General features: G+C 37.1%; 10 protein-coding genes. 4 read left to right on the top strand and 6 right to left on the bottom strand.

Annotated features, from left to right (window positions below):
• From ON09_RS07170 to ON09_RS07160, 3 genes are all read left to right on the top strand, one after another.
• The coding region (locus tag ON09_RS07170; protein ID WP_010600380.1) for an endonuclease/exonuclease/phosphatase family protein at positions 1 to 891 on the top strand (891 nt) is incomplete at its 5' end.
• Between the two features lie 105 nt (positions 892 to 996).
• On the top strand, positions 997 to 1,629 hold the full coding sequence (locus ON09_RS07165; protein WP_010600379.1) for an NAD(P)H-dependent oxidoreductase: 633 nt from the start codon (positions 997 to 999) through the stop codon (positions 1,627 to 1,629).
• A gap of 175 nt (positions 1,630 to 1,804) precedes the next feature.
• Positions 1,805 to 4,531, top strand: coding sequence for an alpha-2-macroglobulin family protein (locus tag ON09_RS07160; RefSeq protein WP_029204176.1), 2,727 nt, complete (start codon positions 1,805 to 1,807; stop codon positions 4,529 to 4,531).
• Between the two features lie 143 nt (positions 4,532 to 4,674).
• On the opposite strand, the gene ON09_RS07155 is transcribed toward ON09_RS07160, so the two are convergent.
• Genes ON09_RS07155 through ON09_RS07140 form a run of 4 tightly spaced genes read right to left on the bottom strand, consistent with a single transcriptional unit; the run spans position 4,675 to position 9,523 of the window.
• Complete coding sequence (locus ON09_RS07155; RefSeq protein ID WP_010600377.1) at positions 4,675 to 5,634, bottom strand: 2-hydroxyacid dehydrogenase; 960 nt, start codon at positions 5,632 to 5,634, stop codon at positions 4,675 to 4,677.
• 40 nt (positions 5,635 to 5,674) lie between these two features.
• On the bottom strand, positions 5,675 to 6,478 hold the full coding sequence (locus ON09_RS07150) for a DUF4249 domain-containing protein (protein ID WP_010600376.1): 804 nt from the start codon (positions 6,476 to 6,478) through the stop codon (positions 5,675 to 5,677).
• A 4-nt stretch (positions 6,479 to 6,482) separates the two neighbouring features.
• Positions 6,483 to 8,807 carry a TonB-dependent receptor gene (locus ON09_RS07145; RefSeq protein ID WP_010600375.1) on the bottom strand — a complete coding sequence of 775 codons (2,325 nt, stop codon included), beginning with the start codon at positions 8,805 to 8,807 and terminating at the stop codon, positions 6,483 to 6,485.
• Between the two features lie 56 nt (positions 8,808 to 8,863).
• On the bottom strand, positions 8,864 to 9,523 hold the full coding sequence (locus ON09_RS07140) for a GDSL-type esterase/lipase family protein (RefSeq protein WP_010600374.1): 660 nt from the start codon (positions 9,521 to 9,523) through the stop codon (positions 8,864 to 8,866).
• 207 nt (positions 9,524 to 9,730) lie between these two features.
• Between ON09_RS07140 and ON09_RS07135 the strand changes: the two genes are divergently transcribed.
• Positions 9,731 to 10,225, top strand: coding sequence for a hypothetical protein (locus ON09_RS07135; RefSeq protein WP_010600373.1), 495 nt, complete (start codon positions 9,731 to 9,733; stop codon positions 10,223 to 10,225).
• A 27-nt stretch (positions 10,226 to 10,252) separates the two neighbouring features.
• Here ON09_RS07135 and ON09_RS07130 read toward each other — a convergent pair whose 3' ends face one another.
• A complete protein-coding gene (locus ON09_RS07130; RefSeq protein ID WP_010600372.1) occupies positions 10,253 to 10,618 on the bottom strand; it encodes a hypothetical protein in 366 nt (121 codons plus the stop codon).
• Between the two features lie 81 nt (positions 10,619 to 10,699).
• A complete protein-coding gene (locus ON09_RS07125) occupies positions 10,700 to 13,150 on the bottom strand; it encodes an outer membrane beta-barrel family protein (RefSeq protein ID WP_010600371.1) in 2,451 nt (816 codons plus the stop codon).
• Between the last annotated feature and the right edge of the window lie 90 nt (positions 13,151 to 13,240).

Here is a 13,240-nt window from a genome sequence, read left to right as displayed (position 1 = left end):
ACTAGTATCGTAGTTATCGCTATTGGGTTAAGAACATTTAAGGCCACTTTCGCTTTTGGCGGTGATAAAGGTGGCCCCGAAAAGGTGGAAGGTAGTGTAAGAATGATGACTTACAATGTGCACACCTTTAAGCTTTATGGTGGTGAAAACGATGAATCGGTGAAAGAAAAAATGCTTAAAGTGGTGAAAGATCAAAATCCTGATATTATCTGCTTTCAGGAATTTTACACCAGATACAAAGGCAATTTCGATATCATTGATAGCTTAAAAAACACATTAAAACTTAAACACTTCTATTTTGTTCCGACAAACAAAAACGACTATGAAGCTTATGGTTTAGCGATATTCTCCAAATATCCGGTAGTAAATAGCGGTAAAATTCCGTTTGTTGATGATTACAACGGGAACATGAGCATATATGCTGATTTAAACGTCAAAGGGAAAACTTTACGGGTTTATAATGTACACTTCCAATCCATTTCATTTGAGAAACAGGATTATGAATATTTGGATAAGGTGAAAGAGATGAATACCCAGCTTCAGCCTTCCAAACGCATTTTGAGGATGCTTAAAAGTGCATTTTTAAAAAGAAGCGGACAGGTTGACCTTATGAAAAAAGAAATGACGTCCTGCAAAACACCCTATTTAATTGCAGGCGATTTTAATGACACCCCAGCTTCGTACGTTGTTACCCAAATTTCAGAAAATTTAAATAACGCATTTATTAAAAAAGGTTCGGGCATGGGTAAAACCTACAACGGCAAATTCCCTAATTTTCAAATTGATTACATTCTGACTTCGAAAAAACTCGAAGTATTAAATTATCACATTACCGAAGCCAAGTTATCTGATCATTTTCCAGTGAGGAGTGATTTAAGATTTATTCCCTGATTTGCCCGGACTATCTTTTTCGATAGTAAGTGGTTTTCTTACCATACATCAACATTATAAAAAATTGTTATGTACATATTTGGCTTATAAAATTGAAATAATCCCATGAGTTTAATAGATGCACTAAACTGGCGCTACGCCGTTAAAAAAATGAATGGTCAGCCGGTAGAACAAGAAAAGGTTGATCAAATTATAAAAGCCGCTTCGTTGGCTCCTACTTCGTCTGGCTTACAGCCCTTCAAAGTAATCGTGATCACTAATCAGGAGTTGAAAGAAAAAATTGCACCAATTGCATTCAACCAATCTCAAGTGATCGATTCCTCGCACTTATTGGTTTTTGCTGCGCAAGAAAACTATACCGAAGAGGGAATAGATGCTGTTTTCAACCGAATGAACACGGAACGTGGTTTGCCTTTAGAAACTACTGATGATTATAAAAACCAGTTGAAAGGCATGATTTTATCTAGATCAGCAGAAGAAAACTTCAACCATGCGGCCAAACAAGCTTATATTGCCTTTGGCATTGCACTTGCTGAAGCTGCTTCGCTAAAAGTTGATGCCACTCCAATGGAAGGTTTCAACGCCTCTCAACTTGATGAATTATTGGGTTTAGGTGAAAAGCACTTAAAAAGCGTTACGCTATTGCCGTTAGGTTACAGAGATGAAGCTGGTGACTGGTTGGTTAACCTTAAAAAGGTACGTAAGCCATTAAACGAATTTGTAATTGAGTACAAATAAGTATTCGAAATCTTAAAAAATTATAAGCGGGCTACCTCAATTAGCTCGCTTTTTTTTTGTGCTGATAACTTGAAGGAGTAGTTTCCTTTTGTAAAAAAATGTTAAACATTGTTACAATTTAGGCGCTCTATTTTTAATTGGATATATTTACCCATTAGTATTTAATTTCCAATTCATGAAGATTTTTAGATTATCGTTTTTAATACTCTCCATTCTATCATTACTAAATTTATCTTCCTCGGCACAAACCGATACCGTGAGCATAAACACTTTAATCGCGAAAACCAATAAGGTTTTAAACGATTACCCTACTGAAAAAATATATCTTCATTTTGATAAGCCTTATTACGCCATTGCAGATACAGTTTGGTTTAAAGCTTACATTACAGAAAATCAAAATTTTTTATCCGGATTAAGCAAAATCGTGTATGTTGATGTGATCAATCAAAAGGATTCGCTTATTCAAACTTTAAAACTACCCATTACCAGTGGTGTAGCAAACGGAAGTTTCCCGTTAGATCAGGTAAACTACAAACAGGGCAATTATCATATACGGGCTTATACCATGTGGATGATGAATTTCGAAGATCCAAGCTATTTCAACAAAACATTTTTTGTTGGTGAAGCCATTGATAAAGAAGTAAAAACACATATCAGCTACAAAAACACCTCTACAGATAAGCTTGAAAAAATTGATGCCCGTGTGCAGTTTAAGGACGCCAATAACAAACCATATGCCAATAGAAATGTGAACTGGCAGGTGGTTACCAGCTTCACGGTAATAGCAAAAGGGCGTGGAACAACTGATGCCAATGGTTATTTAACAATTAGCATGTCAGCCAATCAAAAAGCAGAATATCAGTTAAACAAAGGCGAATTAATTACGTCTTTAAATACTACTGAAAAAGATATCGTTTACAATAATTTCTCGTTAAACACCGCCATTGTTAAAAAGGATTTTCAACTTTTTCCTGAAGGTGGAAACCTGATTGCCGGATTGACCAATAAGGTAGCTTTTAAAGCCATTAAAAGCGATGGATTGGGAATTAATTCGAAAGGAACGGTTACAGATAATGATGGCAAACAAGTGGCTACTTTTACAGCTCAGCATTTGGGTATGGGTAGTTTCAACCTGCTTGCAGAGAGTGGCAAAACTTATAAAGCCAACGTTACCTATTCAGATGGAACTACCGGAAGCTACAATCTACCTGAAGTCAAAGCCTCTGGAATTACCATCAGTATTGATAACAGTAACGCAGAAAATGTGCTGGTAAAAATTGTTTCCAACGATGCTTTTTATGATCAAAACCGCACTAAAAAACTTTATCTGGTTGCACAAAGTAAAGGTGTAATCTGCTATGGTGCGCAAACGGCTTTATCAACCAAAGAATACACTACAACTATTCCGAAATCAAAATTCCCAATGGGCATTGCACAGTTCACTTTATTTACCGATGCAGGTAAACCTTTAAGCGAACGTTTGGTTTTTGTGCAAAACAAAAACACGTTAAATTTAGCGCTGTCAACGCCTACGCCTACATCTGGAATTAAGAAAAAAGTAAAAGTTAATGTTTCCGCTAAAAAAGACGGCGCACCTGTAGAGGGTACATTTTCTGTAGCAGTAATCGACGAAAGTAAAGTTCCAGCCAGCGAAGATGGCACAACTACCATTTTAACCGGGTTATTATTGAGCAGTGATTTGAAAGGTTATATTGAAAAACCAAATTATTATTTCAATTCACCAGATGCCAAGAAAAATGCTGATTTAGATGCACTTCTTTTAACACAAGGCTATCGTAGTTTTAAGTACACAGATATTTTAAGCGGACAATTACCAAAAATAAGCTTCTTACCTGAGCAGGGCATCGAACTATCGGGGGTATTAAGAATGAACAATGGTATCCCCGTAAGAAAAGGAACACTTCTGGTAACTATCCCTGACAAACGTTTTAATACCCAGATTACCACAGACCCTGTGGGTAACTTCAGGGTGCAGAATCTGGTTTTAAACGATTCATCTAAAGTAACTGTTTCTGCCAAGTACAATGTAAACTACAAAGCTATGGCCATTAGTTTAAACGGATCGCCGGTACCGGCATTAACCAGAAACTTTAGTGCAGCAGAAGAGGTTGTCAACATAGACAGTGCTTTAACAACTTACCTGGATAACAGCAAAAGGCAGTACGCTTACCTGCATACTTTGAAAGATGTAACCATTAAAGCGGCAACGATCCCAAAAGTTAGTCATAAAGATTATCCTGCCTTAAGTGGCCTAAGCCAAATTGCAGATCACGAAATTACCGGAGATAGATTACAGGGCTGTAATTTGTTGATTAATTGTTTACAGACTTTGATGCCTGGGGTAACATTTATAGATAATGTTTTCTACGTAAGCAGAGATTATAATCAGGGAAACAGGGTACCTATGGGTGTTTTTATCAATGGGATGAATGTGGATGTAAATCAGATTAACACATTAAACGCAAATGACATCGAATCAATTGAAATATTTTTAAGAGACCAGTTAGGTTTAGTGAATAGAGCCAATAATGTTAATGGTGTGATTGTAATTAATCAGAAGAAAGCACCAAAAGGTCAAAAAATATCGAAGGCCCAACTTTTAGATATGTTGCCTAAAAGCTATGAGCTTACATTTTCACCGCAAGGTTACAATAAAGAGAAAGAATTTTATTCTCCACGTTACGATGTTGCTGCAAACATGAACAGAAACGACTTAAGAACCACGATTTACTGGAATCCTAAAATTGTAACCGATGCTACCGGGAATTCATCTTTTGAATTTTATAATGCTGATGGAAAAGGGCAGTACAAAGTAATTATTGAAGGGATTGATGGTAACGGCAACCTGGGTCGGTCGGTGCTGAGGTATCTGGTAAAATAAAATTTAATTTATTTCAATGTGGATTACGCATTAACATTTCAAAGGTTGAGATTGCAAATCCCGACCAATGGCAAAAAATAAGTGAACTAAATTACAAAGGCATAGGTTTAAAAAACATATGCCTTTGTAATTTTTAAGAAATGCTAATAAATCGGATAAGGAATCTTCTCGCCATTTAATCCTGCCAGAATATTTTCGACAATTAATCCAGCCATCGCCTCCCGGGTTTCTTCGGTTGCCGAACCTATATGTGGTAAAACAGCAACACTTTCCATAAATAATAACGGATTGTTTTTGTCCATAGGCTCAGGATTGGTTACATCTAAACCGGCTCCCCAAATTACTTTCTCTTCAAGCGCCTTAATTAAATCCTGCTCGTTGTGAATGCCACCTCTAGCTGTATTAATAAAAATAGCATTGGATTTCATCTTCCGAAAAACCTCCATTGAGAATTTCTCTTTAGTTTCAGAAGTAAGTGCCGTATGCACAGTTAACACATCGCTTTGCGCTAAAAGTTCATCGAATGAAAGATACTCAGCCGCTATTTCCTTTTCAGCCACTTCGTTTCTTGAACGATTATGGTAAACCACCTTCATGTTATAGGCAGCTTTACATTTTTTTGCCATTTCCAATCCGATTTTCCCCAAGCCAAAAACGCCAAGTGTTTTGCCATTTAGTTCGATTCCAAGTTCTTGAGCAGGCTCATATTTTACCCAGTTGCCATCTGTTATTTTTCTATAGCCAAAAAAGGCTTTTCTTGAAACTGCCAGCATCAGCAGAAAGGCCGTATCGGCTGTTGCAGCGCTTAAAACTCCTGGCGTATTTCCAACGGGAATATTTAATTTTTTGGCTACTTCAACATCAACCTGATCAAAACCTACAGAATGCAGTGCAATTACCTTCAAGTGCTTACTGGCATTTAAAAAATCGGCATTAATTTTATTCGGGCCTACACTGATAAAGCCATCCTGGTCTTTACAAGCTTCAATTAGCTCATCGGTTGTAATTTGTCGATCTTCATTCCATTGGGTAATGGAAATATTATTTTCTTCCAGCCGCTGTAAAGCAGCCGGAGCAATGTTACCGCTAATAAATACTTTCATCTAAGGTTAACAGCTAAAAGCCATGCGGGTTTTGCAAATATTATTTTACCGTAATCGACTGCCTTTGATAGGTGTGCGCACTAAAGTAACCCAACGCACCGTTCGAAATATTTGATGGAGGATTTGCCGGCGTTGTGCCCTGGTTTGGCCCACGCCCCGATTGCTGGCTCAAAGTATACCAGTAGTCGAATATATTAGAATCTATTCCTTTCATCTCAACGATAACCGCATCACCGGTTTTCAAACCATCGTCATCATCATCGTTCGATTCATAATATAACTGAATACGCAATTTATTTCCATTGGTTAATCGGTCGTTATTAACGTAAACTCTTTTAGAAAAAACGTTGTTTACGTATAAGTTGAAATGGTAAAAATTGGTTTCATTTGCAGGATCAACCAGAAAAGCAGCTGCTGTTTTCCTTTCATTGCCAAAAAATGAATTGCTTACTACGCCAATAGAATCGAGTTTTACAAGCTTCGGCATGGTTGAGCTCGCCGTATAAGTTTTGCCATCTACCTTAACACTTAAATTGTAAGTATGGCCGGGGATCCCCTTCAAAGTTTGCGAATAAACCCCTGGACTTTGCTCAAAAAAGGTAACCACCATTCCGTTACTGGGATCTGTAACAACAACTGATGCTCCTGAAACCTTCGGATAAACACCACTTTCATCATAACCAACAGTTTTGCTGATAATTACAGATGCACCACCCGCCTGATCGGTAATTTTTCCTTCAATTACAATTTGTGGCTCGGCATTAGTGGTATCTACATCAATGATTTTCTTGCAGGAAGTAAAACAAAAACTGATTACTGCGATATATATAATAAGTTTCTTCATGGCATTAAAATTTAAAATTCCAGGTTACTGAAGGAATCATTCCAAATAGCGAGGTTTGTTCGGCAACGGTTTTACCAGGATCATTCGGATCATTGATAAATTCTATTGAGTAAGGGTTTTTTCTACCCAAAGCATTATATACTCCAAAGTTCCAGCTCGACTGAAATTTACCTTTATTTTTTCCTTCAAGCGTAGCGCTTAAGTCCAAACGCATATTGTAGGGCATTCTGCCTGCATTCCTTTGGGTATAATAATAAACCGTTTGCCCGCCAACAATATATTTCCCTGCCGGATAAGTTACAGCATTTCCGGTGCTGTAAATCAAACTCGATGAAAAAGTCCAGCGTTTGTTCAAATTATAAATTCCTACAAACGATACATCATGCGTTCGATCTTGCCTTGCCGGGAAATAATTTCCGTTATTCAATTCCGCAAATTTTCTTTCTGTTTTAGATAAAGTATACCCAACCCATCCATTTAACTTACCAAACTTCTTTTTAAAAAACAGTTCTAATCCGTAGGCCCTGCCCGTTCCGTACAAAAGCTCTGATTCTACATTCGCATTGCCCAAAAGTTCAGCCGCATCGCGGTAATCAATTTGGTTCTGCATCCATTTATAATATACTTCACCAGAAAATTCATAGTTATTTTCATTGAAATTCCGGAAGTAACCTGCTGCCACCTGATCGGCAATTTCTGGTTTAATGTTGTTACTGCTCAATACATACTGATCCGTTGGTGAGCTGGACGTCGCATTGGTTAAAATATGAATGTTTTGTGTGTTCCGATTGTATGAAGCTTTTACGGAATTTTCCTCATTAAAAAGATAACTTACCGAAAAGCGTGGTTCGAGATTGAGATAATTTTTATAAAATTTCCCGCTGGTTACTTTTTCTGATGATAAAACATTTCCATCTGCATCATAACTTCCAAAATTTCCTGGCCCCAAAAGTGAAAAGGCCGCCAACCTTGCACCATACAGGAAATTTAGCTTTTCATTTACAGCCCACTCATCAGAAACATAAACCGCCGTCTCCAATCCATACCGTTTTTCCTGCGTTAACGGATTAACCTGCGATTCTTGCGAAGTGGTAATATCAATTGGCGAGATGCGGTGATGGGTAGCATTAAGGCCAAACCTCAATGTATGTTTATTGCTGAAATACTGAAAATCTTCCTTAAAGTTAAAATCGCGAACCAAGGATGTCGCTTTGAAATTGGTTACATCATTCAGCAGCCTGACCGTATAATTATAGTTGTTGTAAATTAAAGAGGTATTGGAGAACAGGCGGTCGTTGAAAATATGGTTCAAACGAAATGTTGTGGTTACATTCCCCCAGTTATTTTCAAAAAGATCTTTCACACCAATATTATCCTTACCAAAATAACCCGAAATATAGATGGTGTTTTTGTCGTTTATTTTGTAGTTGGCTTTTGCATTGATATCGTAAAAATTCAAAGTGCTGCCATTGATAGATGAGTCTGGAGATGCCTGTAAAAACAGATCAATATAGGTTCTTCTAAAACTCACCATAAACGAACCCTTATCTTTCACAATTGGTCCTTCTGCTTTTAAACGAGAGGCAATCAAACCAATTCCACCTTGGAATTTAAATTCTTTGTTGTTTCCATCATCCATCTTCACATCTAAAACTGATGATAAACGACCGCCATATTGAGCAGGCATTCCGCCTTTGTACAAACTCACATCTTTAATGGCATCGGCATTGAAAGTAGAAAAGAATCCTAACAAGTGTGATGAGTTGTAAACTACAGCTTCATCCAAAATGATTAAATTCTGATCGGCAGCACCACCACGGACGTAGAAACCAGTATTTCCTTCCCCACCCGATTTTACGCCAGGCAAAAGTTGAATGGTTTTTAAAATGTCCTTCTCTCCCAACAAAACAGGAATAGAATTCAGCGCTTTCATATCAATGCGCTCTAAACCCATTTGTGCACTTTTTACATTTTCATTTTTACGGTTTTTGGCACGGATTACAATTCCACCCAAATCGTTTCCTACCTTGAGTTCCTCATTCAGCTTTGTATCCTTATTAAGATTGATGTTTTTCGTAACCGGAATAAAACCTAAGTAGCTGATGGTGACTGTATAGTTACCGGCAGGTTGAGTTAATGCGAAATACCCGTAATTATTGGTTTGTGTTCCTGCAAAAGTTGGCCCGGAAATCTTAATCGTAGCACCGATAAGCGTTTCACCTGAACTTCCATCGCGAATAGTACCGCTTAGCGTAAATTTATTTTGAGCAAGTAATGTGGACGTTGAAGTAAAAAAAAGGAGGAGGAGCAAATATTGTTTTATCGACATGCTAAAATAATCTGATTTTTAAGATGGTTTTCAAAGGTACACATTTGAAAGTGCTATCATTTTATCAAATGTTTCTCTACAGCCTTTTTCCAAATGGCATAGCCCGCAGCATTCATATGCAACATATCACCTACAAACAATTCAGGGCGGTTTTTTCCATCTTTGGTCAGCATTAATTTGAATACATCTACAAACTTGGTATTAAGCTGGCCGGAAAGAAAATCTTTAATTAAAGCATTTGATGCGACAGCCTTATCCCGAAATTGATCTCTGCTCGGGCTTGCTTTTATGGAAATATAAACGATGGGCACATTTGGCAGCTTCGTCCTGATGGAGTTGAACAACTTAATCGTTCTGTTTAATACGCTATCTGCGGTAGTCTTCGAATCAGGAAGATCGTTTTCACCAACATAAAGCACAATTTGACGAGGGTTGTAAGGGAAAACAACATCATTTAAATAGTAAGTGATATCATTGGTTACCGCCCCGCCAATGCCTCTGTTTAAAGCATTATATTTTGCAAAAACCTGTGTCAAATCGTCCCATTTTCTTATCGATGAACTGCCCACAAATAAAACCGGATTAGCGGGCGGCTGAAACATTTTGTCGTACTTTTTAATGGTTTGTACATCATCCCAAAAGTTTGGTTTTGATTGTGCAAAAGCGGTTAAAAGTATAAGTTGTGAAAATAAAAAGATTAAGAATATTTTTTTCATGCTTATCATATTTGAATTCTGCAAGATAAGGAGGATCAGTTTAGTAAACTATTTAAAAATGTAACGGATTAATAGCAGAAATTAAAAGCAACATAATGCTTTGCATAAATAACGTTGAATGATTATATTCGATAATCCATAACACACTCAATACTAATCGATTAATCCGAAAAAAAATATCTATTATAAATATTAAACTGATGTAAAATGGACAAACTACTGCCAATAATCATTCCCGGAACCATAGGTATTCTTGGTGCCATTTTAGCGATTATTATTAATCGGTATTTCGATAAACGGAACAAATTGCTCGCAAGCAAAAGGGAACAATTGGAAAAAATTTTTGCGCCCCTGGAAATCTTATCTAAAGTGAATAAGCAGGAATTTACAAGATTTCAAAAAATCGTTAACCACATTCCGGGAGAAAGGGAATTTATCGAACAAAGCATCTGGTATCCAAATAATTTAGAGATCAAAAGGATCATCATGACTCAATCTCATTTACTTGATCACATGCCAAACGAATTTTTGGATATTTTAGATCATGTTAATTTATGGCTGTTTGTTTATGATGCTAAATACGATAAAAAAACACATCACGACCATGTTTATGCCGGGCCTCATGGCAAACCCTACCCCACTCATGCTGATGAGTTTATATTCAAAAAAGCAAGTATGTATAGGAAATTACTCAATCAATAATCTGATTTCAACTGAGTAAAGATTTCTCTACTGCTCTAGCAGCCTTTTCTGAATACCTTTTGTCAGTTTTTTTACTTTCATATATCCAGCTAAAGAGCTGTTTCTTTTATCAAAATTAATTTCCAGCCTGCCTTTTTGAGCTTTTAAATTAAACTTTTCTGTACTGTTTAAGTTAACCAACAAATCGATATTCTGATCAAGTGGGAGTTCGTTGTTTAAAGCACTATCTAAGTATTTTTCTATTTTTCCGGTTTTATCTTCATCATAGTCTGCAATAAATTTGAACCCGGTTTCAGTATCTATTGTATTTAAAGATAAGTTACCGTGACCGTTTTTACAGCTGTAACCAAGAGAAGAAAGGAAAATAACTATTCCGTATGCTATTTTTTTCATATGATGTTTATTTAGTTGATTGATTGAAATGGTTAATTGGTTCGATGCATTAACGACTCATTGCCTATAAACTAACTACCATTAACTTCCTCCGGCTCTGTTTTTAATATCATCTGTCGCCGTATTTCTTGATCTGGCAGATTTCACATTTTGATTTCCAAAACTATAACTGATATTGAAATTGGCTCGTCGGCTGGTGTAGCGGTTCGTTACATTCATGTTCACATTTTGATAAATCAGGCTCCCTGCCCAGTAATTCGTCAGGAAGATATCATCCATATTTAATCTTAACTTGAGTTGTTTATTGAGCATGCTTTTCTGTATACCGGCGTTAATGGCATATTGCGTAACAGTGGTGCGTTCTACTCCCGAAACTCGGGGTGTATTTAACCAGAAATTTATTTCTACAGAGAAATTTTGTGGCAATGTGAAACTGCTCGAGCTATACAAATTTACAGCGGCTTTTCCAGCGCTGTACGCGGCACCTTCTAAATTTCCATCTTCAAATTTGCTGTAATAGATGCTGGCATTATTTTGCAAATTCCACCATTTCGCAATTTTAATGGGCACATAAATACCTGCCGAAAAATTCTGGAACCGACCTAGGTTTTGACGAATAACGCTTATTACTCTGGTTGCATCATTTTGTTGACTAATTTGGGTAATCATATCACGGGTATCGGAATAGCCTAATGATAGTGAAGCCTGTTTGTAACTATAATTGATCTCGAAATTATCAGTAAACTGAGGTTTTAAATATGGATTTCCCTGATCTACAGCCAACGGATCCATATAGAAAACAAATGGATTAAGCTGCTGATAATTCGGGCGATCTACTCTCCTGCTATATGAATAACGAATATTATGATTTTCGGTAATTTTATGACTTAGGAATGCCGTAGGAAAAAGTGAAAGATAGTTCCTGTCTACTTCTTTATTATCTGTAACTGAATTTCCATTCGAATGCGTATGCTCCGCTCTTAAACCTACCTGAACCTGCCATACTTTCCACTCTTTCGAAAAGTTTGCATAGGCGGCATTAATGTTTTCTTTGTATACGAAATAGTTGGATTTCCCAAAGTCATTTTGCCAAATACCAGATAAAAATTGTTCCGAAAGAAAATCATTATTGGTAACCACATAACTGCTCTTCAGGCCGGTTTCAATTTTCATGGTTTTGGAAAGTGGAAGCGTTAAATCTGTTTTGGCTGCGTAAACATTAATTTTAGCATCGGTAGTGTTTCGTAAGCTGGTTTGGTTGGTTGCATCACCTGAAGCGTTCAAATAGTTCGCCAGAAAATTTTCTTGCTTCTCATTGCTAAAGCCTGAATAATCCACATCAAATGTCAAGCTCTTTCCATTCTTGTCAAAATCGTGTTTGATGTTGAAATTCGCGGTTAAATTACCAATTGGCGAAGTAGACAAGGCATCTTGTAAAATCGAACTCAAATTAGTTGCTCCATTTTGAACGGCACTGATGTTGGTATTACTAAAATTAGTCAACTTCGTTTTAATCGTATTTGCATCTAACATCACACCGAATACAGTTTTCTCCGAAGCGTAATAATCTGCACCCAGTTTTCCCTGAAAACCAACACCTTTATTTTGCCTGTTAAAATTTTGGGTTAAGTAACTGGCCAATCCATTAGATAAAGTGGTTCGGTTGAGGTAGGTATTATTAAAATTCGATTTCCGTGCTACGGCTCCATTACCAAAAATATTCCATTTCCCTTCACGGTGATTTAAATTCAGGTTAATGCCGCCCCGATATAAATCTGTTGGCGAATTTGGCATAATTCCCTGGCCACCGTTAAAAGAAACTGTTCCGTTAGTACCATAGGCTTTATTTCGTTTTAGTTTGATATTGATGATCCCTGCATTTCCGGCTGCATCATATTTTGAGGATGGATTGGTGATCAATTCAATAGTAGAAATTTGCTCTGCACTCATATTACTCAACAGGGCCGTCACGTCAGCACCGGATAGAAAGTTGGTTTTACCATCAATCATTACGAGCACGCCAGATTTATTATTCAGCTTGATCTGGTCACTTTGCCGATCGATTTGTACACCCGGTGCTTTTTCCAAAACTTCAAGAGCCGTTCCACCGGTCGCGGTTATACTGTTTTCAACATTCAGAACGGTTTTATCTATCTGATGTTCGATAAAAGGTTTTTTACCAGAAATGCTCACCTCCTTTAACTGTTTCGTTAAACTCTCGATGTTGATGTCGGACATTTTCAGATCAGCATTCAGTGAGAATCTTTCCGTTTTTTTGGCCTTGTATCCCACCACTGACACAGATAACAAGTAACTTCCGCTTTTTAGCTGATTGATTTCATATAAACCATCCTGATTCGAAGAAACACTTTTCACCAGGCTTGTATCTGGAAAATTGAGAACACGAACAATCGCAAATGGCACAGGCACAGCCTTTTCATCAACAATTTTACCTGTAATTTTATAGATATTTTGGGCAAAGGAAACCCCACACACCATTAGGCATGTCAAGAGCATTAATAACTTTTTCATGATTTTTTCTTTAACTCATTTTAGTCTCTCCGCGGCATTTTACACCGGAGCGTACTCATTTTAGACAAGAATTTCTTAACTGCAACCACT

The sequence above is a fragment of the Pedobacter agri PB92 genome (assembly GCF_000258495.1).
Lineage (GTDB): Bacteria > Bacteroidota > Bacteroidia > Sphingobacteriales > Sphingobacteriaceae > Pedobacter > Pedobacter agri.
Note: the sequence above shows the minus strand (reverse complement) of the source record. Positions and strands in the feature narration are given on the sequence as shown.

Bases quoted from the DNA above. Each gene is read 5' to 3' on its own strand.
- ON09_RS07165 (WP_010600379.1), top strand. From the start codon at position 997: ATGAGTTTAATAGATGCACTAAACTGGCGCTACGCCGTTAAAAAAATG.
- ON09_RS07160 (WP_029204176.1), top strand. From the start codon at position 1,805: ATGAAGATTTTTAGATTATCGTTTTTAATACTCTCCATTCTATCATTA.
- ON09_RS07155 (WP_010600377.1), bottom strand. From the start codon at position 5,634: ATGAAAGTATTTATTAGCGGTAACATTGCTCCGGCTGCTTTACAGCGG.
- ON09_RS07150 (WP_010600376.1), bottom strand. From the start codon at position 6,478: ATGAAGAAACTTATTATATATATCGCAGTAATCAGTTTTTGTTTTACT.
- ON09_RS07145 (WP_010600375.1), bottom strand. From the start codon at position 8,807: ATGTCGATAAAACAATATTTGCTCCTCCTCCTTTTTTTTACTTCAACG.
- ON09_RS07140 (WP_010600374.1), bottom strand. From the start codon at position 9,523: ATGAAAAAAATATTCTTAATCTTTTTATTTTCACAACTTATACTTTTA.
- ON09_RS07135 (WP_010600373.1), top strand. From the start codon at position 9,731: ATGGACAAACTACTGCCAATAATCATTCCCGGAACCATAGGTATTCTT.
- ON09_RS07130 (WP_010600372.1), bottom strand. From the start codon at position 10,618: ATGAAAAAAATAGCATACGGAATAGTTATTTTCCTTTCTTCTCTTGGT.
- ON09_RS07125 (WP_010600371.1), bottom strand. From the start codon at position 13,150: ATGAAAAAGTTATTAATGCTCTTGACATGCCTAATGGTGTGTGGGGTT.